Raw genomic sequence first — 25,746 nt, forward strand, 5'->3', positions numbered from 1 at the left:
CCTTGGGTCTTACTCAGTTTGTGTTGTGCAGGTCGATAATCTCGTTATCCGCCAGTGCCTGGGTTTTTTCATTACTGCCTTTGGCCATATCATTGCGCCGTGCTTCCAGGCTGGCCAGGTATTCCGGTGTGATGTTTCCTGCCAGATAGATTCCATTGAACACGGAACAGTCAAAGGACTCCACTCCGGGATTGCCTTCCTTGCACGTTTCCACCAGATCTTCCAGATCTTGATAGATCAATTTGTCCGCACCAATCAGTTTGCCGATTTCCTCGGTGGTACGACCGTGGGCAATCAGCTCCTGGGCAGCCGGCATATCGATGCCATAGACATTGGGGAACTGTACTGCTGGCGCCGCGGAGGCAAAATACACCTTCTTGGCGCCGGCTTCGCGCGCCATCTGGATGATCTCGTTACAGGTGGTGCCGCGCACAATGGAATCATCCACCAGCAGCACATTTTTGCCCTTGAATTCCAGCTCGATGGCATTGAGTTTCTGGCGTACCGACTTCTTGCGCTGCTGTTGGCCGGGCATGATGAAGGTGCGGCCAATATAACGGTTCTTGATAAAACCTTCGCGGTATTTGACGCCAAGGTGATTGGCCATCTGCAGGGCCGAAGTACGGCTGGTATCCGGAATTGGAATCACCACGTCAATATCGTGATCCGGCCACTCTCGCTCCACTTTCTCCGCCAGTTTCTCACCCATGCGCAAACGCGCCTTGTACACCGAGATACCGTCGATGATCGAGTCAGGACGAGCCAGGTAAACCTGTTCGAAAATGCATGGGTGAAGGCTGGGTTTATCGGCACATTGACGGGTGTGCATTTCCCCTTCGGCAGTAATATAAATGGCTTCACCCGGCTCCAGGTCTCGTTCGATATGAAAGCCCAGGGAAGACAAAGCCACAGACTCGGAAGCCACCATGTACTCGGGGCCGCTGGGCGTATCCTTGCGCCCAAAGCAGACCGGACGAATACCGTGGGGGTCGCGGAATGCCAGAATGCCGTAACCGGTGATCATGGCCACCACTGCATAGGCGCCTTCGACCCGCTTGTGAACCGCGGCCACGGCATCAAAAATATCGTTTGGTTCTGGCTGCAGCTTGCCAATGCTCTGCAATTCGTGAGCGAACACATTCAACAGCACCTCGGAATCGGAGGTGGTATTGATATGGCGCAGATCAGCCCGGAAAATGTGCTCCGCCAGTGCCTCAGCGTTAGTGAGGTTGCCGTTGTGAGCCAGGGTGATGCCGTAGGGCGAATTCACATAGAACGGCTGGGCTTCGGCCGAACTGGAGCTGCCGGCTGTGGGATAGCGCACATGGCCAATGCCCATGTTCCCCACCAGACGGCGCATATGGCGGGTGCGAAACACGTCGCGCACCATGCCATTGTCCTTGCGCAGATAGAGACGATCCCCGTCACAGGTAACGATACCGGCTGCATCCTGCCCCCGATGCTGAAGGACTGTCAGCGCATCATAGATGCCCTGGTTCACATAGCGATGGCCGACAATGCCCACAATGCCGCACATGGTACTTTCCTCTCGTTAGGGCCTGCTAACACCATCGATATCAATGATGTCATACACACCCTCGTTGCTTATACGTTCATGACCAGGGCGAGCAGCTTCTCACCCATGTCCCGAGTCCACGCTTCCATCATGACCAGATGCGGAACCAGAGTGGATTCTTGCCACCACGGGTCAGCGCCAAACATATGCCGACCCAAGGCTACCAGCACGACCATCAGCAGCACTCCTCGCAAGGCGCCGAAGACCATCCCCAGTAAGCGATCAGTGCTGCTCAGCCCGGTAACACGGATCAATTCACCGAGCAGATGGTTAATCAGGGCGCCCACCACCAGCGTCAGCACAAACAGCAAACCGAAAGCAACGGCGGCTCGCAGGCTGGGGGTGGCAATCTGATCTTGAATAAGGAGATCCAGGGCCGGGCTGAACAGGCGCGCGATGATAAAGGCAGCCACCCAGGTGAGCAATGAAAAGGCTTCGCGGGTGAAGCCACGGCGCACGCTCAGCAAAGCGGAAATTGCGATGACGATCAGAATGATGGCGTCTGCCAGATTCATGTAAAGCGTGCTCTCACCGGCTTGATTCCTGAGGCAACCCGGCGCGCTTGTCCGCACCCGGCTGCCCGGAAAATTCAGAGGGCGAAGTTTAACAGAGGCAGGAGCACTTGCCCATGGATACGCCCGATGGGCGCTGGCAATCAGGGTGCATAAATCCGCACCAGCCCCTTGAAGCCAAAACGACTGTCATCCGCCAGCTGCTGGCGGGTTCGCTCGGCATCCTTCTTGTGGATTTCCGGGCCCACCATGACGCGATGAACGACCTTGCCCTGGTGGCTGTCGGTTTCGCTATAGGCCCGGTAGCCAGCGGCTTTCAGCTTGTCCACCACACCTGCAGCATTATCAGCACTGGAATAACTGCCCACCTGGACCACGAAACCGGCCAGAACCGGGCTATCATCCGGTTTGACCGGCGGTGGCACGGGCGCGTCGTCGATAATCGGCGCTGCCTGGCTGTCTTCACGGGCATCAGCAGGAGATTCATCGGCGCTGTCCGTCTCGGCCCGCAACTGCTCTTGGGCCGCCTCTTTGACAGCGTCACGCTCGGACTGGATACGCTCCGCTGCAGCGCTTTCCATCTCTTCTGAGACCACCGGCTCCACATTCACCGCGGTCATCTCTGGCTGATCCGGAATTTGCATATCCAGCGCATTGCGAATCTGCTCCGGAGACCGGAACACAAAGGGCGCCAGGACAGCCGCCAGAACCAACAACAGGACAATGCCGATAATGCGCTGGCGGGTTCGTTTATCCACCTTGCTCTCCCCTCGCTTCCGCAACGGTATAGAAAGACCCAAAGATTAGCACCTGATCGCTGCTCTGTGCAGCGCCCAGGGCTCCCCTCAGTGCCTCGGAGATACTCTCATACTGACTGGATGGCGCCTGCGCCGGCAACGCAGCTGCCAGCCTGGATGGCGATGCTGCCCGAGCCATGGCCGGGGCAGCGAGGTGCCAGCTCACCGGCTGGTCGGCGAATAACGCCACCACATCCTCAATGGGCTTGTCCGCCATCATTCCGAACACCAGATGCCGCCGACCTTCGCAGGGTGGCAACAGTTGCAGGAAGCGGGTCACCGCCGCCAGATTATGCCCCACATCAAACCAGCAGGGGTGTCCCTGCAACTGGCGAAATTCACAACGCCCGAACAGCGGCACATCGGCCACCGCCATGCAGTCCTGTGTAGTAACCGGGACCCCAGCCAGAACAAGCGCCTGACACGCGGTCGCCAGGTTATCCCGACCCAGGGTCACCCTGCCGGGAAAGCCCAACTCACCACCATCACCGAGCGTGACTCCCTGCTCATTGAGGCGAAACTCCCGCCCGGCGAACACCGGCTCAACCCCATAGCGCTCTGCCAGGGCCGACAGATTGTTCGGCCAGTCTGCCTCACCGAAAACCAGCGGTCTGCCGGAACGAGCAATGCCGCATTTTTCCCCGGCAATGGCCTCGCGGGTGTCACCCAGCCAGTCCTGGTGATCCAGTCCTACAGAGGTGACCACCGCCACATTCGGGTCGACGATATTCACCGCATCAAGCCGGCCACCCAGACCGACTTCCAGTAGCACCAGATCCGCCTCGCTGCGCCGGAAGAGCCACAGTGCCGCCAGGGTACTGAACTCGAAATAGGTCAGCGAGATACCCTGACGAGCCTGTTCCACCTGCGAAAACGCCTCACAGAGCTGCTGATCCGAGGCTAAACCGTCGGGCAGACACACACGCTCATTGAAACGATGCAGATGAGGAGAGGTGTAGAGACAGACTCGACGGCCATGGCGCTCAGCCAGAACCTGCATCAGGCGCAGGGTGGAGCCTTTTCCATTGGTACCAGCCACGGTGATCACCGGCACCGGCATGGAATCCACCCCAAGACGACGTGCCACTTGGCGGATGCGCTCCAGACCCAGTTCGATTTCGGTGGGATGCATGGCCTCGATCCGCTCCAGCCAGGCGGCCAGAACGGAAGCGGCAGAGTCTTCAGTCATCAACAGTCTGGAGGGGCCAGCCCATCATGTTCGCCAGCAGGCGATGGAGGGTATCGCGCATATCGTGGCGAGACACGATCATGTCGATGGCACCGTGATCAACCAGGAATTCACTGCGCTGGAACCCCTCGGGTAATTTCTGTCGCACGGTCTGTTCAATCACCCGGGGTCCGGCAAAGCCGATCAGGGCATTGGGCTCAGCCACATTCACATCACCCAGCATGGCCAGGGACGCAGACACACCGCCATACACTGGATCGGTCAGCACAGAGATGAACGGCAACCCCGCCTGGCGCATCTTTTCCAGCGCCGCGCTGGTCTTGGCCATCTGCATGAGGGAGAAAAGCGCCTCCTGCATGCGCGCGCCGCCACTTGCCGAGAAACACACCAGCGGAAGCTTCTGCTCCAGGCACACATCCACCGCGCGAACAAAACGCTCGCCGACCACCGAGCCCATGGAACCACCCATGAAGTTGAACTCGAAGGCACAGGCCACTAGGGGCTCACCGTGCAGGGCGCCTTTCAGGACAATCAGGGCATCGTTCTCTTCGGTGGCTTTCTGGGCAGCCACCAGTCTGTCCTTGTACTTTTTGGAGTCCTTGAACTTGAGACGGTCTACTGGCGCCAGTTCGGCACCGATTTCCGTCTGCGGCCCCTCGTCCAGAAACAGCTTGAGCCGCCGCCGGGCATTGATTCGCAGGTGATGCTCACACTTCGGGCAAACATCCATGTTGCGGTCCAGTTCGGGCCGGTACACCACCCCGTCGCAGCGCGGGCATTTACGCCACAGCCCCTCGGGAATGTTGTTGCGCCGGTTTTCCTGGGGGCGACGTACTGCAGGCAGGATTTTCTCCAGCCAGTTGCTGTTGCTCATGCAAAGGTCCCGTTACTGATCCATAGCGTTGCGCATGGCGGCCAGGATGTCACTGATGGCCTTGTTGATCGCCTCCGGGTTATCCGGATTGGCAGCAATCTGGTTCACCAGAGCACTACCAACGACCACACCATCGGACACCCGGCTCACCGCCTGTGCAGATTCAGCGTCTTTGATACCAAAGCCGACACCAATGGGCAATTGAGCAAGGTTGCGAATTGTTTCAACCCGTCCGGCTACCTCGTCCACATTCAGTGATGCGGAGCCGGTCACGCCCTTCAAGGAAACGTAATACAAGTAGCCGGAGCCGGCCTTGCCAATCAGCTTGATACGGGCATCCGACGTAGTGGGCGCCACCAGGAAAATCATGTCCAGCTCGTGGGCATCCATCACCGGCTTGATTTCCAGGGCTTCTTCCGGCGGCAGGTCCACCAGCAAGATGCCATCCACGCCGGCTTGCGAGGCGGCCTTGGCAAAATTTTCGTAGCCAAGCGCCTCCACCGGGTTCAGATAGCCCATCAGTACGACCGGGGTCTGGGTATCGCGCTCGCGGAACTCCTTGACCATGGCCAGCACATCATGGGTGGAGGTACCATGGGCCAGGGCCCGCTCACAGGCCTTCTGGATCACCGGGCCATCGGCCATGGGGTCCGAGAAAGGCACGCCCAGCTCAATGATGTCGGCACCCGCTTCCACCATGGCGTGCATCAACGGCACTGTCACTTCCTTACTGGAATCACCGGCGGTCACAAAGGGAATCAAGGCCTTGCGCTTCTGCTCGGCCAACCGCTGAAAACAGCTTTCAATACGACGCATTACTGCTCCTTAAAATTCAATGCCATCGATGGCGGCGACAGTCAGAATATCCTTGTCTCCACGACCGGACAGGTTGATAACGATGTCCTGATCCGGAGACATGGTCGGAGCCAGTTTGCGAGCATAGGCCAGCGCATGAGCCGATTCCAGAGCCGGCATGATGCCCTCTACCTGGGTCAGCTCACGGAACGCCGAGAGGGCTTCCTTGTCATCCGCCGACACATAATTTACCCGACCCAGGTCCTTCAGCCAGGAATGCTCGGGGCCCACACCGGGATAATCCAGGCCAGCAGACACGGAATGGGTTTCGATGATCTGGCCGTTATCATCTTCCATCAGGTAGGTACGGTTACCGTGCAATACACCCGGACGACCGGCACTCAACGGCGCTGCATGGCGGCCGGTTTCGATACCGTCACCCGCAGCTTCCACGCCATACATGGCCACACCATCATCATTGAGGAAAGGATGGAACAGGCCAATGGCATTGGAACCACCTCCGACACATGCCACCAGCGCATCAGGCAACTTGCCCGCCTGCTTGAGGCTCTGCTCGCGGGCTTCACGACCGATCACGCACTGGAAGTCACGCACCAGAAGCGGATACGGATGCGGGCCGGCCACGGTACCGATGATGTAGAAGGTATCATCTACGTTGGTTACCCAGTCACGCATTGCCTCGTTCATGGCGTCTTTGAGGGTTTTTGAACCGGACGTCACCGGAATCACCTCAGCGCCCAGCAGCTTCATACGGTAGACGTTGAGCTTTTGCCGCTCCACGTCTTCAGCGCCCATATACACCTGACACTTGAGACCCAGCCGAGCCGCCACAGTGGCCGTTGCCACACCGTGCTGCCCTGCCCCGGTTTCCGCAATCACCCGCGGCTTGCCCATATGTTTGGCCAACAGCGCCTGGCCAATGGTGTTGTTCACCTTGTGGGCACCGGTATGGTTCAGGTCTTCACGCTTGAGCCAGATCTTTGCACCGCCGAGCTGCTTCGACCATCGCTCCGCCAGGTACAGCGGGGACGGACGGCCAACATAGTGGGCCAGGTCATAGTCGAAATCCGCACGGAACTGCGGATCATCCTTGAGACGCTCATACATAGCGGCCAGATCGTCCAGAGCCCCCATCAGGGTCTCGGAAACAAAACAGCCGCCAAACTGGCCGAAATGGCCTCGGGCGTCAGGAAAAGCAGAAAAATCAGGGCGTTCAGACACCAGCTACTCCTCGTATTTTCGCACTTTTGATAAAGGCGCGGATGGCGGATGGGTCCTTGACCCCTCCACTGCGGCCGCCCTGAACAGTCTTCTGCTCAACGCCGCCACTGACATCCACCGCCCAAGGCCGCACCTGTGCTACGGCATCGGCCACATTGCCCGGATGCAGGCCACCGGCCAGCACCACGGGAAGGGGCAGATCCTTGGGTAATCTGCCCCAGTTAAACGTCTCACCGGTACCACCAGGGACACCGGGCACATAGCTATCCACCAAAAGCCCAGCCGCTTCCCGATATTCCATCGCGTAACGATACAGATCCACATCATCTTTCATTCGCACCGCCTTGATCCAGGGACGCGAAAAACGGGAGCAGAACTGCGCGGGCTCATCACCATGAAATTGCAGCAGATCCAGCGGCACCTGAGCCAACACATGGTCAATGGCGGCTTGCGACGCATTCACGAACAAACCAACCGTGGTCACAAACGGTGGCAAACTGGCACATATTGCCGCCGCCCTGGCGACCGTCACGTAACGGGGGCTGGGCTCGTAAAACACCAGACCAATGGCATCGGCACCGGCGTTTGCCGCCGCCAGTCCATCTTCGATGCGGGTGATGCCACAGATTTTGACCCGGGGTATGGTCATGGGTTCTCCAGTGTATCAAAAGCCCGGCGGATTAGGGATGTTTCGGGGCATTAGCCATAAATCATTCACCACTGCCCCGTTGCTCATTATGCCTCAAGAGAATGCGGCAACCACAGGGGGCCAAGCGGCTCTCTGGGTAAATCGAAATGGTCCGGGTATTCGATGTCCACGAGGTACAAGCCAAAGGGTGGTGCTGTTGCTGCCCCCTTGCGACGATCCCCGGATTCCAGCACCTCACGAGCCCAATGGGCTGGTCGCTTGCCCGCACCGATCGTCATCAGCACACCTGCCATATTACGCACCATATGCATCAAGAAGGCGTTAGCATGAGCTTCCAGCACGATCACCTTGCCAATTTCATGCAGTTTCAGACTGTGCAGGGTCTTGTGCGGTGACTTCGCCTGACAGTGCACACTGCGGTAAGCGGTAAAATCGTGGCTGCCAACCAGGTGGCCAGCCGCTTCACGCATGGCGTTGAGATCGAGCGGCCGATAATTCCAAGTCACCTGATTGCGATACAAGGCCGGTGGGCGTGAGTGGTTGTAGATCACGTAACGATAGCGGCGACTGACAGCAGAAAACCGCGCGTGGAAATCTTCGCTTACCGGGGTGGCCCAGCGCACAGTCACATCCCGAGGCAGGTTGGTATTGCCTCCCATGATCCAGCTTTTCATTTCCCGGGGGGCATTGGAGTCAAAATGCACCACCTGGCCGGTGCCATGCACGCCCGCATCGGTGCGACCGGCACAGACCACAGAGACAGGATGGTCCGCTACTTTCGATAGCGCTTTCTCAAGGCATTCCTGCACGGTTCTTACACCGGCTTGCTGGGTCTGCCAGCCACGAAAGTCGGTACCGTCGTATTCAATTCCAAGGGCGATCCGGGCCATGACAACCTCAGTTGAAAGGTCAAAGCTGAAAGTTAAATCGCGAACCGAAGTGCTAACCAGCCGACAAGATAAACCCGCATGTGGAGGCCTGCTTCACGGGCAGGGCGATCAACGTTCAACGCCCCACCACCACACGCTGTTTCAACGCCGAACGTTCAACTCGCAACTAAAACAAAAAGGGGGCGATACCTTAAGGCATCGCCCCCTTTTTTCCTAGCGGCAGAGGATTAACCAACCTGCCCCATCAGCTCACGGGCTTCCGCCTGTTGCTGATCGCTACCTTCAGAGATCACCTCGTTGAGGATATCACGGGCACCTTCGCTATCACCCATGTCGATATAGGCCTTGGCCAGATCCAGCTTGGTAGCGTTTTCGTCGGTCTCACCGAGGAAGTCGAAATCGTCCTCGTCACCCAGCACATCGCCGGAGGCCTGGGGTGCAACAGACGGCTCAATGTCGTCTTCCGGCTCAGCGGCAGCAACCGGGGCTTGCGGCTCAGGCTGTGACTCTTCCTCAACTGGCTCCTCATCCAGAGACAGGCTGTCGTCCTGGTCGTCCAGCTGCAGATCATCGTCGCCCAGCAAGTCTTCGAGGGATGCGGCCTGATCCGGCGACGGGGTCGGCTCGTCAGCTGGCATCTCCAGATCCAGATCGGCGAGATCATCCTTGTCGTCACTGTCCGCAGAACCGGCCAGGGATTTCTCCGCCGCGTCCAGTTCCAGGTCCAGATCCGTCAGGGTGTCATCGGCACGTTCACCAGAGTCGCCATCCAGGTCCAGGTCATCCAGGGAAAGATCCAGCTCTTCCTTACTGTCTTCACTGTCACCGGACTCATCGAACTCAAGGCTCATATCGTCCAGATTCAGATCCCCGTACTCGGCATCACCGTCGCCCATCGACGAACTGCTGACATCGTCCAGCTCCAGAACAGGGCTGGCACCCAGGGACTGCTTGTCGGCATCGGAAAGCGGCGCTTCCTGCTCAGCTTCCGTCTTGCTGTCGTCTTCAAAATCCAGACTGAAATCATCATCCAGAGAGGCCGTATCCTCGGAAGGATCCAGCATCAGGGTGTGATCTTCACTGTCGCTGTCCTCATCTGCATCCAGCTCGAAATCAAAATCAGCCAGCTCATCGCCCTGATCCCCTTTCGCCAGGTCACCAGAGGTGGCAGCAGACGATTCCGGCTCATCGGCCTGCATGGTGGGAACATCGTCATCCAGACCCGAGGACAGACCCATTTCCAGATCATCCAGGGACAGCGCGTCGTCATCACTGTCTGCTGTCTGGGATGGGCCGCTCCCCCCCAGACGGGCAATGGCTTCATCAACCTCGGGGGACGTGCCGGCAAAAATGCTGGTCTGCTGCTGGAAGGCAGCCTCGTCATTCATTTCCTTGAGCAGTTCCAACAAGCGAACTTTCAGGTCCGCCCGCTGAGGATGCTTGTTGATTTCGTTGCGCAGGAAATCCACCGCCTGCGGGTAGCGGCCGTAGGCCACATAGACTTCCACGTCTTCCAGCGGATCCTGGCTGCTAGTCTGCTGCGGAACCTCGGCATCTTCATCGTGGTCAGCGACAGCACCTGTGGCGACATTGTCATCGTCCAGGTTGAGGCCGAATTCGTCCTGGCCTTCATCATCCAGGTCTTCAAACAGCGCGCCATCGGACTCTTCATCGCCGCCATCCTTCTTCTTGCCGCGCAGCAGCAGGAAGACCAACAGCAGGATGGCAACCAGCCCCAGGCCGATATACATCAGGTTATCGAGTAACAAAGCGACAATACCGCCCTGCTCCTGGACTGGAGGCTGCGCAGGTGCCACCGGCTTTGGCTTGGCCACTTCTGGCGCTTTTTCCACTGCAGGCTCAGCCGCAGTAACGGCTGCATCAGTATTTTCCGGCGCTTCAGCGTCAACACCGTCGCCATCGCCAGCCGCTGCAGTGCCATCCTCGGTGACGCCGGAATCGGTTTGCGCAACAGCAGTGCTGTCAGCGTCGTCGCCAGCAGTCGGCCCGGAGGCGTCATCAGCGCTTGCCGCTAATCCATCGTCGCCGCTGGCGGTGACATCCGTTTCATCATCCGCAGCCACCACTGGTTCAGCCGGCTCTTCCATTAGCGGATCATCGCCTTCCACGGCGACACCCTGCTCTTCCCGCAACTTGCGGAGTTCGTCCTGCAATTGCGCAATCTGGTCGTTACGCAGCTTCAGCAATTGCTCGCTGGTGCGGGTTTGGCTCTCAAGATCATCCAGGCGTGATTTGAGCTCGGAATTTTCCCGGTCAAGACGGTCCAGATTCTCGTCACGAATTGCCAGCTCATTCTCAAGCACGGCGGTATTGGCGCTGCCATCACGGGCCGAGCCGGTGCTATCGCCATCATCCACACCAGCGGTGGATTCCGGAGAAACCAGCTTCACCTGCCCGGTGGTCGGACCCTGCTCATCGTCATCACTGCCGGCAACCTGGCGGCTACCATCAAGCTGGGCACGCTGCTGAGGAGCCGCAATGCCACGGGCCTCCAGCATCTCGCGCCATTTACGATTCTGGTCAGCGACTTCCACGATGGCGTTACGGGTAGAGATATTGCGCACTTCCTGTTCGTTAGGAATGCGTAGCACCGTGCCTTCCCGAACCAGGTTGACGTTATTGTTGATAAAGGCGTCAGAATTCATGGTCTGGATAGCAACCAGCATCTGCTGCACAGAAACGCTTTCTGCAGGACGGTTGTCCAGAGCGATACGCCACATGGTATCGGAGGCTTTTACCGTGTAGGTGTTGCGCTGGCCGCTATCCGCCACAGGCTGGCTGGCAGCGGGAGCCGAGCTTACAGATTCTGACGGGGATGACAGGGCGGCCGGACGACTCGGTGCAGCCTGCGGCTCAAATTCCGGCTCACTGCGGGTTACCGGCTGTGGTGCCCGGCTGATGGTGGGTGCAGCTGTAGAAACACTGTCGGCATAGCTGGGCGGGTCCAGCAGCACCGTGTACTCACGCATCAGACGACCGGTGGGCCAGAGAAACTCCACCAGAAAATTCAGATAAGGTTCGCGAACCGGTTGATCCGTGGTGATATGCAGCAGCGCCTTGTCACCGGCCTGCAGCTCAACCGCAAAATCCATACGGTTGAGGAAATAGGCACGATCCACCCCAGCTGCGTCGAATTCGGCCTGCGACGCCAGGTTTACGAGGATTTCCTCTGCGGTCAGATCCCCAACCTCATGCAGGGAAATTTCCATATCCAGGGGTTGATTCAGGTAGGAATTCAGCTCGTATTCCCCAACCCCTAAAGCCGCCGCAACGCCTGGTGACATGATTACCAGTGCGGTTAAGCCAAACCCAAGTTTTCGAAGCATGGTCGAACCCTTTATTTATTATGTTTCCCGCGCTCAGCCCGATCCCGCGGGCGCTACCGGACGAACCCGAGGCGGCAAGCAGTCCTATGACGCTGATCACACATTCTGCCCCAGGCTGGAGTCAAAACCTAGAAACCGCGTCACATAATGTCAGTAAGTATCCATTACAGATAGTCTTTTAGCAACTTCTCGACCACCTTCACCGCGTTAAGAGCGGCCCCCCAACGGACATTGTCGGCGACGCTAAAATAGCTCAAACCGCCGCTGCCTTCCATGTCTTCCCGGGTTCGGGAAATCCGCAGGCGCGGCTCCCCTTCCACCGATGCCACCGGGGACATTGCCTGGGGGTCGTCATTTTCCAGTACATCCAGATCATTCTGCCCCTCCCAGACCGACAGCGCCTGCGCCATTGCCAGGGGCTGAATGCTACGAACCGACACACTCTGGCCGTGGCCGTAGAACACCGGCACCCGCACCGTGGTGACCTGGACCGACAGGGGTTGGTCGGCCAGCACTCTGCGGGTTTCCAGCATCAGCTTGAGCTCTTCGCTGGTAAAACCGTTTTCCTGAGCTTGTCCGCTGACCGGCAGTACATTAAAGGCAATCTGGGCCTGGGCCGCCTCACTGGGCGACAAGCCATTGAGCAAGCGCACGCTCTGCTGGGCCAGTTGATCTACCCCGCTCCTGCCTGTTGCAGACACCGCCTGAAACTGTGTCACCACCACTTCCTGCAGCGGGGCCATATCAGCAAGAGGCTTGAGCGCCCGCACCAGCTGCACGGTGGCGGCATCCGCGCAGGCCACCAGATTGTTTTCCCGGGCCTGACCAAGCAGCTCATCATTAACATCGGCCACCAGCAGCGGCACACCAGAGTCGTAACGAAACGCCGGTGACAAATCCACCGCCACTGCACCTGCCTCGGCGGCACGGGGCGCCAATTGCTGACTCACAGTGGCACCGGCAGCAAACAACGCCACCTCCACTTGCGAAAAGTCGAAGTCCTCAGCTTTCTTGACGGTCAACGATTTGCCGCCGAAGGACACCTTGCCCCCGGCGCCGTTTTCAGATGCCAACACAAAAAGCTCGCCGACCGGGAATTGCCGATCTGCCAGCAGCTTGATAATAGCCTCGCCGACCAGTCCGGTTGCACCGACAATGGCAAGATTGATTGAACGCATAGAAACCTCGCTACAACGATGCGGCGGGAGCACGGATCACGCCCCCACAAATACGAACGCGGGCACGGCCTTGATATCCCTCGGCCCTGCCCGCGTTTTTTACACTTCCCAACTGTTAGCGGCTTATCAGCGCTCCATAAGGATACGCAGCATGCGACGCAGCGGCTCCGCCGCGCCCCACAACAGCTGGTCGCCCACGGTAAAGGCGTTCAGGTACTCGCCGCCCATGTTGAGCTTGCGCAAGCGACCGACCGGGACACTCAGGGTGCCGGTCACCGCCGTGGGGGTCAGATCCCGCAGGGTGGCCTCTTTCTCGTTGGGCACCACTTTCACCCAGTCATTGGCCTTGCCGATGATGTCGTAGATTTCATCCAGCGGCACATCGCGGGTGAGCTTCACAGTCAGCGCCTGGGCGTGGCAACGCATGGCACCGATACGCACACAGGTGCCATCCAGAGCAATGGGATCCGCGCCTCGGCCCAGGATCTTGTTGGTTTCGGCCTGAGCCTTCCACTCTTCCTTGCTCTGACCGTTTTCCATTTCCTTGTCGATCCAGGGCAGCAGAGAGCCCGCCAGGGAATGACCGAAATGGTCCGTGGGCAGATCGCTACTGCGCATGGTCGCGGCTACCTGGCTATCAATATCCAGAATCGCACTGCCCGGGTCAGCCAGCTTGTCTGCCACATCGCCATGAATCTTGCCCATCTGGGCGATCAGCTCGCGCATGTTCTGGGCACCGGCGCCGGAGGCTGCCTGGTAAGTCTGGGCACTGGCCCATTCGACCAAACCTTCATTGAACAGGCCACCCAAGGCCATCAGCATCAGGCTGACGGTGCAGTTGCCACCCACATAATCCTTCACACCCTTATCCAGGGCATTGTCGATCACATTGCGGTTGACCGGGTCCAGCACGATAACGCTGTTGTCCGCCATGCGCAGCGCAGAAGCAGCATCAATCCAGTAACCGTCCCAGCCAGCTTCACGCAGCTTGGGATACACCTCATTGGTGTAATCGCCACCCTGACAGGTCACGATCACATCCAGGCTTTTCAGCTCATCAATGCTCTTGGCATCGCCCAGGGCAGGAATATCCTTGCCCACATCGGGGCCCGCCTGTCCGACCTGGGAGGTCGAGAAAAAGACCGGTTCGATATCTGCAAAATCATTTTCGGCAATCATGCGCTCCATCAGAACGGAACCCACCATGCCACGCCAGCCGACAAAACCGACTTTCTTCATTGGAAAACTGTCTCCTGAAAGGATTGCCCTTTCTATCTGTGAATAAACAGGTGAACGCGCTATTACGCCTGGGCCAGAGCTTCAGCCACGGCGTTACCCATCTCTTCAGTGCCCACTTTGCGAGTGCCCTCGGTGTAGATGTCCGCAGTACGCAACCCCTGATCCAGTACCCGCTCTACCGCAGCTTCAATGGCATCAGCCACATCGCCGCGCTCCAGGCTGTAACGCATCAGCATGGCCAGCGACATGATGGTCGCCAGCGGGTTGGCAATACCCTGGCCGGCAATATCCGGTGCCGAGCCGTGGCAGGGTTCGTACAAGCCCTTGCGGTTCTCGTCCAGGGACGCGGAGGGCAGCATTCCGATGGAGCCGGTGAGCATGGCGGCTTCATCGGAGAGAATGTCACCGAACAGGTTACCGGTGACAATCACATCAAACTGTTTCGGCGCACGCACTAACTGCATGGCCGCGTTGTCCACATACATATGAGACAACTCGATCTCCGGGTAGGCTTTGGCCTCCTCGGTGACCACTTCTTTCCAGAGTTCGGTGACTTCCAGCACGTTGGCCTTGTCCACCGAACAAACGCGCTTGTCACGTTTCATGGCAAGCTCGAAAGCGACCTTGGCGATACGGCGCATTTCCGATTCGGTGTACACGTAGGTATTGAAACCCACGCGCTCGCCGTTCTCTTCCTTGATACCGCGGGGCTGACCGAAGTAGATGCCGCCGGTCAGCTCACGCACAATCAGGATATCAAGGCCGGAAACCACTTCGGGTTTCAGGCTTGAGGCATCCGCCAGCTGCGGAAACAGGATCGCCGGGCGCAGATTGGCAAACAGCCCCAGCGAGGAACGCAGGCGCAGCAGGCCGCGCTCCGGGCGCTTGTCCCGCTCGATGGTGTCCCACTTGGGGCCACCAATGGAGCCGAACAGGATCGCATCCGCAGCGCGAGCCTTCTCCAAAGTACCTTCCGGCAGCGGATCACCTTCCGCATCCACCGCCGCGCCGCCCACAAGGGCCTCGTCCAGCTCTACATCGAGGCCAAACTTCTGTTTGGCGACATTCAGCACCTTCACCGCTTCATCCACGATTTCCGGGCCAATACCGTCACCGGGCAACACCAGTACCTTGTTCATTACCTGCTTCCTGTTACTACTTGATCCAAGTGTTTGATCGGTTGATTAAAAGTTTTTGCTTACCAGCACATCGTCAGGTGCCGAGGCCTTGACCAGCTCCAGAGTGTAGTCACCCTTGTTGCCGGACGACGGCTTCACCCGCACCTGGTAAATACCCTTTTCTTCAAAGGTATGGCGGAATTTGCCGAACCGCAGGATGCCGCCCTGGTCGGCAAACACTTCCACGGAACGCTCGCCGGCATCAATGAATACCGACTCCACACCGCCCTGCTCGGAAATCCGGTCACCGTCGACCTTGAAAATTTCCGCCTTGGCTGAGCTGCTGGTGGGCATCTGCCAGCCACCACCGCCATCACCTTTTGCGGCTACGGAAAGCTGGTTGTCCATGCTCAGTTTGGCCGCACCACCCGCGTCCGGTTCGTTGTACATGCCGGTCGCACACCCGGCCAGAGTCAGTACTGACAGCAAAGATAAAATTCGCAACATGTGTCGCCTCCTTGTTTTTTCTTTTAATGGTCCCGGACTCTGTTACTGGAAAATCCAGGGTTCCCGCTCGGCGCGGCGTGCTTCATAGGCACGAATGGTATCTGCCTCGTTGAGCGTGAGGCCGATTTCATCCAGACCATTGAGCAGACAATGCTTGCGAAATTCATCAATCTCAAACGCCAGCGGCTCCCCGCTTTCCGGGATCACCTGCTGTTGCTCCAGATCAATGGTGATTCGCAAACCTTCCTTCCCTTCCACCGCTCTGAACAGGGCTTCCACGTTATCCTCAGACAACACAATGGGCAATAACCCGTTTTTGAAGCAGTTGTTGTAGAAGATATCCGCAAAACTCGGTGCGATGATGGCCTTGAAACCAAAATCCATCAGTGCCCAGGGCGCATGCTCACGGCTGGAGCCGCACCCGAAGTTACGACGGGTAAGCAAAATGCTGGCACCCTGATAACGGGGCTGGTTCAGCACAAAGCCCTCGTTTTTCGGGCGCTGGCTACTGTCCTGGCCAGGAAACCCTTCATCCAGATAGCGCCACTCATCAAACAGATTCGGCCCGAAACCGGTACGCTTGATGGACTTGAGAAATTGCTTGGGAATGATCTGGTCGGTGTCCACATTGGCACGATCCAACGGCGCGACCAGCCCTTCCTGACGAATAAACTTTTCCATGATGTGCTCCTCAGGCCTGGTCGAGTTCGCGAATATCCACAAAATGGCCCGCCACCGCAGCGGCCGCGGCCATAGCCGGACTCACCAGATGCGTGCGACCGCCATTGCCCTGACGCCCCTCGAAATTACGGTTGGAGGTGGACGCACAGTGCTCACCGGCTTCCAGGCGGTCAGGATTCATGGCCAGACACATGGAGCAACCCGGCTCCCGCCATTCAAAACCTGCGGCAATAAAGACCTTGTCCAGACCTTCCTTCTCAGCTTGCTGCTTGACCAGGCCAGAGCCGGGCACCACCAGCACTTGCTTGACGGAATCCGCTTTGCGGCGACCCTTTGCCACCTCGGCGGCGGCTCGCAGGTCTTCAATACGGGAATTGGTGCAGGAGCCGATGAAGACCCGGTCCACCTGGATATCCGTGACCGGAATACCCGGTTTCAGCCCCATGTACTCGTAGGCGCGCTGCATGCCAGAGCGCTTCACCTCATCGCTCTCGGCCTGCGGGTCCGGCAACATGGCATCCACCGGCACCACCATCTCGGGGCTGGTGCCCCAGGACACCTGCGGGCGGATATCCGCCGCATCAATATTCACTTGCGCGTCGAACTCGGCATCTGCGTCGGACACCAGGGTACGCCAATAATCAACCGCCTTATCCCAATCCTCGCCTTTCGGCGCGAAGGGTCGGCCTTCCACGTAATCAATAGTGGTCTGATCCACGGCCACCATGCCAGCACGGGCGCCAGCCTCAATGGCCATGTTGCAAATGGTCATACGCCCTTCCAGTGACAAACCGCGAATGGCGCTGCCAGCAAATTCGATGGCGTAGCCGGTACCGCCAGCGGTGCCGATGATGCCGATGATATGCAACACCACATCCTTGGCGGTGACACCGGGGCCCAGATCTCCTTCCACGGCCACGCGCATGTTCTGCATCTTCTTGGCCACCAGAGTCTGGGTGGCCAACACATGCTCCACCTCACTGGTGCCGATACCATGGGCCAGACAGGCCAGCGCGCCATTGGTGGACGTATGGGAATCACCACAGACCACGGTCATGCCGGGCAGCACGGCGCCCTGCTCAGGGGCCATCACGTGGACGATGCCCTGGCGCACATCGCCGATGCCGAATTCGGTAATACCAAATTCACGGGTGTTATCCTGCAGAGTCTGCACCTGGATCCGCGAGGTCTGATCCACAATTTCAGCGGCAGACTTGAATGGCGTGGTCGGGACGTTGTGGTCGATGGTGGCCACGCTGGCCCCGGTGCGCCAGGGCTTGCGGCCAGCCAGGCGCAGGCCTTCAAACGCCTGGGGCGAGGTCACCTCATGGATGATCTGACGATCAATATAGATCAGCGCGGAGCCATCCTCACGTTCGGTGACGAGATGGGCGTCCCACAATTTGTCATAGAGGGTCTTGCCGGCCATGTTTCTCTCCCTGCGTCGCACTGCAGCAACTTCATCATTGCGACTGGTTTGTCAATAACGATTAATGTAGGGTTCACCCACCAATAAATCCAATTCATATTTTTCATTTTTAAGATAACCAATTATTATCTCGCAACCGAACAACTGGATGCCCCGGTAATGATAGACACACCGACCCTGAGCGCCTTCATGGGAGTGGCTGAAACCGGCTCGTTTTCTGCCGCCGCAGAGCGCCTCTACATCACGCAGCCCGCCATCAGCAAACGCATCGCCTTGCTAGAACAGCAGCTTGGCGCCCGTCTGTTTGACCGGGTGGGTCGCCAGATTCAGCTTACCGAAGCGGGCCGCTCCCTGCTGCCCCGGGCCCGACAGGTGTTGATGGACGTGGAAGACATGGCTCGGGCCATCCACGACCTGTCCGGCTCTGTCACCGGCAAATTGCGCATCGGCACCAGCCACCATATCGGCCTGCATCGTCTGCCACCGGTGCTGCGTCAGTTCTCACGGGACTACCCGCAAGTGGAACTGGACATCCATTTTATCGATTCGGAAGAAGCCTGGGAGGGGGTGCTGCACGGGGAGTTGGAAATGGGTGTAGTCACCCTGCCCCCGCAGCCGGATGAGCGCTTGCAAAGTGATGTGATCTGGCGCGATCCGCTGGTGTTCATGTGCGCACCGGAGCACCCGCTGGCCAAGGTGGACAATATCACCCTGGAAACCCTCACCGGCTACAGCGCTATCCTGCCGTCACCGGTTACCTTTACCCGTGGCATCGTGGAGCGGCTATTTGACGAGCACAATCTGAAGCTCAATATCGCCATGTCCACCAACTATCTGGAAACCATTCACATGATGGTCTCCATCGGCCTGGGGTGGAGCGTACTCCCCGCCACCATGGTGGATGGATCAGTGGTGGAATTGGCCGTGGATGTGCCGTTGCCGGAGCGGGAGTTGGGCGTGGTAATCCACCCTGCACGCACTCGCTCCAATGCCGCCAGGGCGTTTTTGCAAGCGCTGGAAGCATCCGGTCTATAGTTGTTTAAGCGGCTGCATCCCGGGAACGGGTAACCCCGCCAACGACCAGCAAGATGGCCGCCAGCACGGCGGCCAGCGCGGCACCGAAAAACAGATTCGCCCCCCACTGCTGCCACAGCAACCCGGACAACCCGGCCCCCGCCGCCCAACCTGCGCCAAAGCCCAGGCTGGAATACAGGGCCTGCCCCTGACCCCCCAGTGACGCCCCGAACTGCTTGTGCACCCAGGCAATACTGGCCGCGTGAAAGCTGCCAAAACTGGCGGCGTGGAGCAGCTGGGCAAGTGCCAGCCATAACAACGAATCGGCCACCACCCCAATCAGCAGCCAACGCAGGGCCGCCAACAGCAGACTGGCGACCAGAATCCAGGGAATGGAGAAACGCCGCATCAACCGATGCATAACCAGAAACAGCCCCACTTCTGCCAGAACCCCCAGCGCCCACAGGCTACCCACCACAAACTTGCTGAAGCCCAGATCCTGCAGATAGATACTGTAGAAGGTGTAGTAAGGCCCGTGAGAGAGCTGCATCAGAAAGGCCGACACCAGAAACAGGGAAACGGCCGGGCGGCGCAACACACGCCACACCGATGGGCCACCCTCTTCCCGGTGACGCGCCCGCCCGTCACCCGCCGGCAAGGTCAGCGTACCCAGCCACAGCAGCCACAGCAGCGCGCTTAACACCCAGGGCAGCAGGTCAGTGCCGAGCCGGTCCAGCGCCTCGCCAAGCACCAGCACCGCCAGGATAAACCCCACCGACCCCCACAGGCGCACCAGACTGTAACGGTGAGACTGACGCCCCAGAGACTGCAGGGTCAGCACTTCAAACTGGGCCAGTACCGCATTCCAGAAGAAACTGAACGACACCAGCAGTGCCGCCATGGACCAAAACTGATCGACCCAGAACACCGGCAAGAACACGATCGCCGCCAGCAGGTTGCCAGTACGAATGATACGTAGCCGCTGGCCACTACGATCCGCCAGCCAGCCCCACAGGTTAGGCGCACCAATCTTGGTCAGCTGCGGAATGGCCATCAGCAGGCCGATAGCAGCAGCGCTGAAACCCAGGTCCTTCAGGTACAGGGACCAGTAAGGCACCAGGGTGCCCAGTAGTCCGAAATAGAGGAAATAGAAGCCTGACAGTCGCCAGTAATAGGGCATCAGAAAACACAGTCCTTTGCCAAAACCGGTACATGGAGAGCCAGAAGGATACGAACAACACCCTGTAACCTGCACAGGCTGGCGTTGGTATCCTCCATTGTCTGCTTACTTACCCGGGAATCGGCGGGAAAGGCGGTTTCACATCACCATTCTGGGCCCGGTGACGCAGGCAGTGATCCATCAGCACCAGCGCCAGCATGGCTTCGGCGATGGGGGTGGCACGCACACCCACGCAGGGATCATGGCGCCCCTTGGTAACCACTTCCAGCGGATTGCCTTGCAGATCAATACTCTTGCCGGGAATCAGAATGCTGGAGGTGGGCTTGAGTGCCATGGCCACACGGATGGTCTGACCAGAGCTGATACCGCCGAGCACGCCGCCGGCGTGGTTGCTGAGAAACCCTTCCGGAGTCATCTCATCCCGGTGTTGCTCACCGCGCTGGTTGACCACCGCAAAGCCGTCACCCACTTCCACGCCCTTGACCGCATTGATGGACATCATCGCCTTGGCCAGGTCCGCGTCGATACGATCAAATACCGGCTCGCCCCAGCCCGGCGGTACGCCGTCGGCAAACACTTCCACCCGCGCGCCAATGGAAGAACCATCCTTGCGCAGGGCATTAATGAGCGCTTCCAGCTCCGGCACCTTCGCCGCATCCGGGAAGAAGAAGGGGTTGCTGTTCACCGTGCTCCAGTCGAGCTGCTCCGCTTTTACCTCACCGATCTGGGTACAGCCGCCATAGATACGAATACCCAAGGTCTGCTCCAGATACTTGCGGGCAATGGCGCCGGCCGCCACGCGCATGGCGGTTTCCCGGGCGGAGGAGCGACCGCCACCCCGGTAATCGCGAAAGCCGTATTTCTGGGTGTAGGTATAGTCCGCATGCCCGGGCCGGAAGGTGGTAGCGATATCGGAATAGTCCTTGGACTTCTGATCCGTGTTTTCGATCAGCAGGCCGATGGAGGTGCCGGTGGTCTTGCCCTCGAACACCCCCGAGAGGATCTTCACCTGATCCGGCTCGCGACGCTGGGTGGTGTAGCGGCTGGTGCCGGGCTTGCGCCGGTCCAGCTCTATCTGCAGGTCCTCCTCGCTGATTTCCAGCCCCGGCGGGCAGCCATCAACGATGGCCCCCAGTGCCAGGCCATGACTCTCACCAAAGGTGGTGATGCGAAAACGTTCACCAAAACTGTTGCCGGACATGCGGATCCTCAAAAAAGCATTGGGCCAGTGCTTCCCCCCTTCACCTGCCCGGTAAAAGGAGGCATCAGCGGCTCAGGAAGAAAACTGTTCGCGGTATTCTAGCAGCTGTTGGCGGGTAAGCATGAATACCCCGTGACCACCGCGCTCGAATTCGAACCAGAAGAAGGGCACCTGCGGCCACTGGTTGACCATGGCTTCCCAGCTATTGCCCACCTCCACGATCAATACCCCGTGTTCGGTAAGCTTATCCGGGGCCTCACGCAGCAGGCGGCGGGTAAAGTCCAGGCCGTCATCGCCGGAGGCCAGCGCCAGTTCCGGTTCGTGGCGGTATTCATCCGGCAGGCTGGCCATATCCTGTGCGTCCACATAGGGCGGATTGGAGACGATCAGGTCGTAGGGGCCATCCACCTGGGCCAGGCCATCAGAATGCAGAGCTCTCACCTGCCCTTCCAGGCCATGGCGGCGAATATTGTCTTCGCATACCGCCAGCGCCTCTTCACTGATATCGCTGCCGTCCACCCTCGCCTGCTCAAACGCGTAGGCACAGGCAATGGCAATACAGCCGCTGCCAGTACACAGATCCAGTACCGCATGGACCTGCTCAGGCTCCACCCAGGGCGTGAAGGATTGCTCGATCAGCTCCGCCAACGGCGAGCGTGGAATCAGGACGCGCTCGTCCACGTAAAAAGGTAGCCCGCAGAACCAGGCTTCATGGGTCAGATAAGGCACTGGCACCCGATCGTTCACCCGCCGACACAGCAGGTCCAGGTAGTCACTGACTTCAGAGGGCAACAAACGGGCATCGAGAATGCGGGGATCGCTATTCAGCGGTAGTGACAAGGTGTGCATCAACAAGGCCAGCGCCTCGTCCCAGGGATCATCATTGCCGTGGCCAAAGAAAACCTCGCCGGCACGCAGGGCACTCTCACCAAAACGCAGGCAATCCCTGACTGTCTGCAGGGCAATAACGGCTTCTTTATGTTGTTGCGGGCTAATCACGGCATCCTCCTCGAGCAGGCGGCGAAGATTAGCATAGAATCCGCCATGAAAGCCTGCCAGACGGTAACTTGTTGGCCAGGAGACAGGTATGCTCGTTATCCTGGAAATGGTGTCAGTTAGCCGCAATATCGACATGACAGAATCAAGTGCCATCATTTCAGCGACAACAGGATTGCGTATAAACTGCGGGCTACCCTGAATGCCCCGGCAGCACTCACAGAGCATAAAGGCGCAGCCTGCAGCGCACGCTGAGAACACAAGAGGCTTGCCAACAGCCCGAGATGAAAGGTTAAGCATGACTGCAGCTACGGTGTCACAAGACGGCCCCTTCACCCTGGTGGATCTGAAAAACGGCACCCTGGTGGACATGCGTGTGGAATTGTCGATCTATCGCCAGCGACTGACCCTGTTCAACATGAATCGTCAGCGCAAACAGCTTGCGATCTATGTAGGTCGCATCTGCGGGCTGGACTTTACCGCTGCCCGGTACGCCTGCGGTGAAGACTTCGAGCAGATTACTGAGGCCAAGGTATTGGTGCTGGAAAGTGTCCTCAACCGTACCTTTGCCAACATGATGCTGTCCCTGAACAAACCACAATTCCCGGTCTACGTGTGTGGCAGCCTGGCACAGGCCAAGGCATGCCTGCAGGAAAATCACCCCCGGGAGGAACAGTGAGCGCGATCTGGTTACTGAAAACCGAACCCGACACCTTTTCCATTGATGACCTGCGTGCCTGCACTGACGGCACCAGCGGCTGGGACGGCGTGCGCAATTACCAGGCGCGCAATCGTCTGCGCGACGAGATGCACGAAGGTGATTGCGTGCTGATCTATCACTCCAGTTGCGCGCAACCGGCCATTGTCGGCGAAGCCTGCGTGGTCAGTGCCCCCTACCCGGACCCCAGCCAGTTTGAAGAAGACTCAGCCGGGTTCGACAAGCGCAGCAGCCGCGAACAACCACGCTGGTATCAGGTGGATATCCGTTATCTGTGTACCTATCCGCAACCCCTGTCGCTGAAAACCCTTCGTCAGTACGCTGAATTTGCTGATATGGAACTGGTTGTTCGCCCTCGCCTGTCGGTACAGAAAGTCACCGAACGTCAGTTTCAGCGAGTCCAGCAGCTCTGTATGCCGGAAAACATCAGCGCCTGACAGGCAAGCGAACCAGTGCGGTGCACAGTGCCGCACCATTGCAAGACTTCGCCCCAAAACCGCGCAGGCAGATACGAAAAAAGCACGACATCACCGCGGATACCCTCTCTCACCGGCTTGGCACAACGGTTGCAATTGCCTCTTCGTCACTACTCACGAATGGGGTTCATACCATGCCACAGCGCCGCTTACCCTGGTTTGCCTTACTGCTTCTCCCCGGCCTGGCCAGGGCGGATTCGCTCAGTGCCGTTGATACGGTCTGGATTGCCGTGGCTGCCGCCCTGGTGTTCTTCATGCAAGCGGGCTTCGCCCTGCTGGAAAGTGGCATGAGCCGCGCCAAGAATGCACTTAACGTGGTGATGAAAAACTACATGGACTTGTGCGTGGGCACCCTGGTGTTCTGGGCTGTGGGGTTTGGCGTGATGTTCGGCACCAGTAGCACCGGCTGGTTTGGTGAAGACCAGTTCATGCTCAGCCACGCCGACGGCAGCACCTGGGCCATGCTGCTGTTCCAGATCATGTTTGCTGCCACCGCCGCTACCATCGCCTCCGGCGCCATGGCAGAACGCACCCGTTACGTTGGCTACCTGTGCGGGGCCATTGTCATTACCGGGCTGATCTATCCGCTCTACGGCCACTGGGCCTGGAACAGTGAGGGTTGGCTGGCCAAACTCGGCTTTATTGATTTTGCCGGTTCTACGGTGGTGCACAGCATCGGCGGCTGGTGCGCCCTGGCCGGCGTGTTGGTGGTTGGCCCACGACTGGGCCGCTTTGACCGTCACGGCCAGCCCCGTACCATCCCGGGGCATAACCTGTCCTACGTGGCCCTGGGTGGTTTTATCCTCTGGTTCGGCTGGTTCGGTTTCAATGGCGGCTCCACCCTGGCTGCCAGCGTGGATATTGCCAAGGTGAACCTGAATACCCAACTTGCCGCCGCCGCCGGCGCGGTGGGCAGCGTGATCTACCGCATGGTCAGCCGCCGACCGATTCTGTTGACGGAAACCGTTAACGGCAGCCTGGCTGGTCTGGTGGCAGTCACCGCCGGCTGCGCCGTGATGACCCCTGGCTTTGCTGTCCTCACCGGCCTGGTCGCCGGCGCGCTGGCAGCTTTCGGGGCGAGAATGTTGCTGGCGTTGCGTCTCGATGATGTGGTCGGCGCGGTGCCGGTACATGCCTTCGCCGGTGCCTGGGGCACCCTGGCCGCTGGCCTGTTCTATGATGGCGACCTGTTCAACCCGGAACGGATTACCGTGCAGCTGCTGGGCATCGTGGTGGCATTTGGCTGGGCCTTCTTCACTGCCCTGGTGATGTACATGCTGGTGTCGCTACTCACTGGCCTGCGGGCACCGGCCCTGCATGAACAACGTGGCCTGGACCTGAGCGAACATGCGGAAAGCGGCTATCCGGAGTTCCCCCAGAACACGCTCTACAACAGTGAACTGACCCGCTCGGCGGAGTCTCGTCCATGAGCCAGGAACTTCAACGTCGTCGGCGTGCCATCGCCACCGGGCTAACGCCCTACATGAACGAACCTCTGCTGCTGGAGGCAATCAGCCTCTGGCAACAAACCTATGCCGAACGCCCTCGTTTTTCCCTGCAGGGTTTTGTCAGTGAGCTGTGCCAGTTGTTCGACCTGGGTGAGCGCCGGCATCAGATCCATATGAGCCTGGTGCAGGCCATGACTCTGTCGGAACAGGAACTGGCCGACGATCCGCTGGCCGAAAGCGATGACAATCCCGCCCGGGAACACCCCTGCAGCCAGGCTTTCGAGCTGATCATGCGCGCGCTGTGGCAAGGCATCGGTGCCCGGGCCGCCAGCCAGTTACGCCTGGACCTGGCGGCCCAGCTTCGCAGCAACGAGATCGGCGCGGAAATTCGCCTGACCATGGAATACTGGTTGCAAGCTCCGGAACGCCCCCTGGCACCGCTGGCCCTGAACGCCCTGCGCGATCAACTGAATCGGACCTATGTACTCCTCTGCGAACGCCTTGGCCCGGTGGAAGCGGACCAGCACCTGAAAGCGGCTTACCAGGAAAGTCTGCGCACGGCGCCTAATCCGGCCGCCCTGCGCCAGCTGCTGTGACATTTTCCTGCCATTTCAGCCATGTGACACCAGAGAGGATCAGGTAGTCTTGTAACCCTGTTCGCGCGTTGAGTCATAACAACAGCCGATAGGG

General features: G+C 58.9%; 24 protein-coding genes. 5 read left to right on the plus strand and 19 right to left on the minus strand.

Annotation, left to right across the window (positions count from 1 at the left end):
* Positions 1–13: 13 nt before the first annotated feature.
* From purF to leuC, 16 genes are all read right to left on the minus strand, one after another.
* Complete coding sequence (gene purF, locus Q0Y02_RS03055; RefSeq protein ID WP_297764244.1) at positions 14–1,537, minus strand: amidophosphoribosyltransferase; 1,524 nt, start codon at positions 1,535–1,537, stop codon at positions 14–16.
* A gap of 68 nt (positions 1,538–1,605) precedes the next feature.
* A complete protein-coding gene (locus Q0Y02_RS03060) occupies positions 1,606–2,091 on the minus strand; it encodes a CvpA family protein (RefSeq protein WP_297764246.1) in 486 nt (161 codons plus the stop codon).
* A gap of 140 nt (positions 2,092–2,231) precedes the next feature.
* The gene (locus Q0Y02_RS03065; protein WP_297764249.1) at positions 2,232–2,846 is read right to left on the minus strand and encodes an SPOR domain-containing protein; all 615 of its coding nucleotides are present in this window, start codon (positions 2,844–2,846) and stop codon (positions 2,232–2,234) included.
* A complete protein-coding gene (locus tag Q0Y02_RS03070; RefSeq protein ID WP_297764252.1) occupies positions 2,839–4,074 on the minus strand; it encodes a folylpolyglutamate synthase/dihydrofolate synthase family protein in 1,236 nt (411 codons plus the stop codon). The genes Q0Y02_RS03065 and Q0Y02_RS03070 overlap by 8 nt, the downstream gene beginning before the upstream one ends.
* Entirely contained in the window at positions 4,067–4,948 is an 882-nt protein-coding gene (gene accD / locus Q0Y02_RS03075; protein ID WP_035244153.1) for an acetyl-CoA carboxylase, carboxyltransferase subunit beta, read from the minus strand. The genes Q0Y02_RS03070 and accD overlap by 8 nt, the downstream gene beginning before the upstream one ends.
* Positions 4,949–4,960: 12 nt before the next feature.
* The gene (gene trpA, locus Q0Y02_RS03080; RefSeq protein ID WP_297764257.1) at positions 4,961–5,764 is read right to left on the minus strand and encodes a tryptophan synthase subunit alpha; all 804 of its coding nucleotides are present in this window, start codon (positions 5,762–5,764) and stop codon (positions 4,961–4,963) included.
* A 9-nt stretch (positions 5,765–5,773) separates the two neighbouring features.
* Positions 5,774–6,985, minus strand: coding sequence for a tryptophan synthase subunit beta (gene trpB / locus Q0Y02_RS03085; RefSeq protein WP_297764259.1), 1,212 nt, complete (start codon positions 6,983–6,985; stop codon positions 5,774–5,776).
* Positions 6,978–7,634, minus strand: coding sequence for a phosphoribosylanthranilate isomerase (locus tag Q0Y02_RS03090; RefSeq protein ID WP_297764261.1), 657 nt, complete (start codon positions 7,632–7,634; stop codon positions 6,978–6,980). Before Q0Y02_RS03090 ends, trpB begins: the two co-directional genes overlap by 8 nt.
* Positions 7,635–7,720: 86 nt before the next feature.
* The gene (truA, locus tag Q0Y02_RS03095) at positions 7,721–8,524 is read right to left on the minus strand and encodes a tRNA pseudouridine(38-40) synthase TruA (protein ID WP_297764264.1); all 804 of its coding nucleotides are present in this window, start codon (positions 8,522–8,524) and stop codon (positions 7,721–7,723) included.
* A 227-nt stretch (positions 8,525–8,751) separates the two neighbouring features.
* On the minus strand, positions 8,752–11,829 hold the full coding sequence (locus Q0Y02_RS03100; RefSeq protein ID WP_297764266.1) for a FimV/HubP family polar landmark protein: 3,078 nt from the start codon (positions 11,827–11,829) through the stop codon (positions 8,752–8,754).
* Between the two features lie 206 nt (positions 11,830–12,035).
* A complete protein-coding gene (locus Q0Y02_RS03105) occupies positions 12,036–13,049 on the minus strand; it encodes an aspartate-semialdehyde dehydrogenase (protein ID WP_297764269.1) in 1,014 nt (337 codons plus the stop codon).
* 126 nt (positions 13,050–13,175) lie between these two features.
* On the minus strand, positions 13,176–14,288 hold the full coding sequence (gene asd / locus Q0Y02_RS03110; RefSeq protein ID WP_297764272.1) for an aspartate-semialdehyde dehydrogenase: 1,113 nt from the start codon (positions 14,286–14,288) through the stop codon (positions 13,176–13,178).
* Positions 14,289–14,350: 62 nt separating this feature from the next.
* Positions 14,351–15,427 carry a 3-isopropylmalate dehydrogenase gene (leuB, locus tag Q0Y02_RS03115; protein WP_297764276.1) on the minus strand — a complete coding sequence of 359 codons (1,077 nt, stop codon included), beginning with the start codon at positions 15,425–15,427 and terminating at the stop codon, positions 14,351–14,353.
* 45 nt (positions 15,428–15,472) lie between these two features.
* Positions 15,473–15,913 (minus strand): hypothetical protein, encoded by a 441-nt coding sequence (locus Q0Y02_RS03120; protein WP_297764279.1) that lies wholly within the window; start codon positions 15,911–15,913, stop codon positions 15,473–15,475.
* Between the two features lie 42 nt (positions 15,914–15,955).
* Positions 15,956–16,594 (minus strand): 3-isopropylmalate dehydratase small subunit, encoded by a 639-nt coding sequence (gene leuD, locus Q0Y02_RS03125; RefSeq protein WP_297764282.1) that lies wholly within the window; start codon positions 16,592–16,594, stop codon positions 15,956–15,958.
* 10 nt (positions 16,595–16,604) lie between these two features.
* Complete coding sequence (leuC, locus tag Q0Y02_RS03130; protein WP_297764285.1) at positions 16,605–18,023, minus strand: 3-isopropylmalate dehydratase large subunit; 1,419 nt, start codon at positions 18,021–18,023, stop codon at positions 16,605–16,607.
* Positions 18,024–18,182: 159 nt separating this feature from the next.
* Here leuC and Q0Y02_RS03135 point away from each other — a divergent pair, with 159 nt between their 5' ends.
* Complete coding sequence (locus tag Q0Y02_RS03135) at positions 18,183–19,058, plus strand: LysR family transcriptional regulator (protein WP_084573342.1); 876 nt, start codon at positions 18,183–18,185, stop codon at positions 19,056–19,058.
* 4 nt (positions 19,059–19,062) lie between these two features.
* Here Q0Y02_RS03135 and Q0Y02_RS03140 read toward each other — a convergent pair whose 3' ends face one another.
* From Q0Y02_RS03140 to prmB, 3 genes are all read right to left on the minus strand, one after another.
* Positions 19,063–20,217, minus strand: a complete 1,155-nt coding sequence (locus Q0Y02_RS03140; protein WP_297764287.1) for an MFS transporter — start codon at positions 20,215–20,217, stop codon at positions 19,063–19,065.
* A gap of 109 nt (positions 20,218–20,326) precedes the next feature.
* Positions 20,327–21,418: a chorismate synthase gene (gene aroC / locus Q0Y02_RS03145; RefSeq protein WP_297764290.1), complete on the minus strand. Its 1,092-nt coding sequence runs from the start codon at positions 21,416–21,418 to the stop codon at positions 20,327–20,329.
* A 72-nt stretch (positions 21,419–21,490) separates the two neighbouring features.
* Positions 21,491–22,417, minus strand: coding sequence for a 50S ribosomal protein L3 N(5)-glutamine methyltransferase (gene prmB, locus Q0Y02_RS03150; protein WP_297764293.1), 927 nt, complete (start codon positions 22,415–22,417; stop codon positions 21,491–21,493).
* Positions 22,418–22,712: 295 nt separating this feature from the next.
* Between prmB and Q0Y02_RS03155 the strand changes: the two genes are divergently transcribed.
* The 4 genes from Q0Y02_RS03155 (at position 22,713) to Q0Y02_RS03170 (ending at position 25,652) form a co-directional block, all read left to right on the plus strand.
* The gene (locus Q0Y02_RS03155) at positions 22,713–23,093 is read left to right on the plus strand and encodes a hypothetical protein (protein ID WP_297764296.1); all 381 of its coding nucleotides are present in this window, start codon (positions 22,713–22,715) and stop codon (positions 23,091–23,093) included.
* Positions 23,090–23,569, plus strand: a complete 480-nt coding sequence (locus Q0Y02_RS03160; RefSeq protein WP_297764298.1) for an EVE domain-containing protein — start codon at positions 23,090–23,092, stop codon at positions 23,567–23,569. Before Q0Y02_RS03155 ends, Q0Y02_RS03160 begins: the two co-directional genes overlap by 4 nt.
* Before the next feature lie 173 nt (positions 23,570–23,742).
* Positions 23,743–25,038, plus strand: coding sequence for an ammonium transporter (locus tag Q0Y02_RS03165; RefSeq protein ID WP_272974625.1), 1,296 nt, complete (start codon positions 23,743–23,745; stop codon positions 25,036–25,038).
* A complete protein-coding gene (locus Q0Y02_RS03170) occupies positions 25,035–25,652 on the plus strand; it encodes a hypothetical protein (RefSeq protein WP_297764304.1) in 618 nt (205 codons plus the stop codon). The genes Q0Y02_RS03165 and Q0Y02_RS03170 overlap by 4 nt, the downstream gene beginning before the upstream one ends.
* Positions 25,653–25,746: the final 94 nt, after the last annotated feature.

The organism is uncultured Alcanivorax sp., from assembly GCF_947258575.1.
Lineage (GTDB): Bacteria > Pseudomonadota > Gammaproteobacteria > Pseudomonadales > Alcanivoracaceae > Alcanivorax.

Bases quoted from the DNA above. Each gene is read 5' to 3' on its own strand.
- truA (WP_297764264.1), bottom strand. From the start codon at position 8,524: ATGGCCCGGATCGCCCTTGGAATTGAATACGACGGTACCGACTTTCGT.
- Q0Y02_RS03155 (WP_297764296.1), top strand. From the start codon at position 22,713: ATGACTGCAGCTACGGTGTCACAAGACGGCCCCTTCACCCTGGTGGAT.
- asd (WP_297764272.1), bottom strand. From the start codon at position 14,288: ATGAAGAAAGTCGGTTTTGTCGGCTGGCGTGGCATGGTGGGTTCCGTT.
- Q0Y02_RS03170 (WP_297764304.1), top strand. From the start codon at position 25,035: ATGAGCCAGGAACTTCAACGTCGTCGGCGTGCCATCGCCACCGGGCTA.
- Q0Y02_RS03090 (WP_297764261.1), bottom strand. From the start codon at position 7,634: ATGACCATACCCCGGGTCAAAATCTGTGGCATCACCCGCATCGAAGAT.
- Q0Y02_RS03165 (WP_272974625.1), top strand. From the start codon at position 23,743: ATGCCACAGCGCCGCTTACCCTGGTTTGCCTTACTGCTTCTCCCCGGC.
- leuD (WP_297764282.1), bottom strand. From the start codon at position 16,594: ATGGAAAAGTTTATTCGTCAGGAAGGGCTGGTCGCGCCGTTGGATCGT.
- Q0Y02_RS03060 (WP_297764246.1), bottom strand. From the start codon at position 2,091: ATGAATCTGGCAGACGCCATCATTCTGATCGTCATCGCAATTTCCGCT.
- aroC (WP_297764290.1), bottom strand. From the start codon at position 21,418: ATGTCCGGCAACAGTTTTGGTGAACGTTTTCGCATCACCACCTTTGGT.
- purF (WP_297764244.1), bottom strand. From the start codon at position 1,537: ATGTGCGGCATTGTGGGCATTGTCGGCCATCGCTATGTGAACCAGGGC.
- Q0Y02_RS03070 (WP_297764252.1), bottom strand. From the start codon at position 4,074: ATGACTGAAGACTCTGCCGCTTCCGTTCTGGCCGCCTGGCTGGAGCGG.
- Q0Y02_RS03100 (WP_297764266.1), bottom strand. From the start codon at position 11,829: ATGTCACCAGGCGTTGCGGCGGCTTTAGGGGTTGGGGAATACGAGCTG.
- leuC (WP_297764285.1), bottom strand. From the start codon at position 18,023: ATGGCCGGCAAGACCCTCTATGACAAATTGTGGGACGCCCATCTCGTC.
- accD (WP_035244153.1), bottom strand. From the start codon at position 4,948: ATGAGCAACAGCAACTGGCTGGAGAAAATCCTGCCTGCAGTACGTCGC.
- Q0Y02_RS03105 (WP_297764269.1), bottom strand. From the start codon at position 13,049: ATGCGTTCAATCAATCTTGCCATTGTCGGTGCAACCGGACTGGTCGGC.
- leuB (WP_297764276.1), bottom strand. From the start codon at position 15,427: ATGAACAAGGTACTGGTGTTGCCCGGTGACGGTATTGGCCCGGAAATC.
- Q0Y02_RS03120 (WP_297764279.1), bottom strand. From the start codon at position 15,913: ATGTTGCGAATTTTATCTTTGCTGTCAGTACTGACTCTGGCCGGGTGT.
- trpA (WP_297764257.1), bottom strand. From the start codon at position 5,764: ATGCGTCGTATTGAAAGCTGTTTTCAGCGGTTGGCCGAGCAGAAGCGC.
- Q0Y02_RS03135 (WP_084573342.1), top strand. From the start codon at position 18,183: ATGATAGACACACCGACCCTGAGCGCCTTCATGGGAGTGGCTGAAACC.
- Q0Y02_RS03140 (WP_297764287.1), bottom strand. From the start codon at position 20,217: ATGCCCTATTACTGGCGACTGTCAGGCTTCTATTTCCTCTATTTCGGA.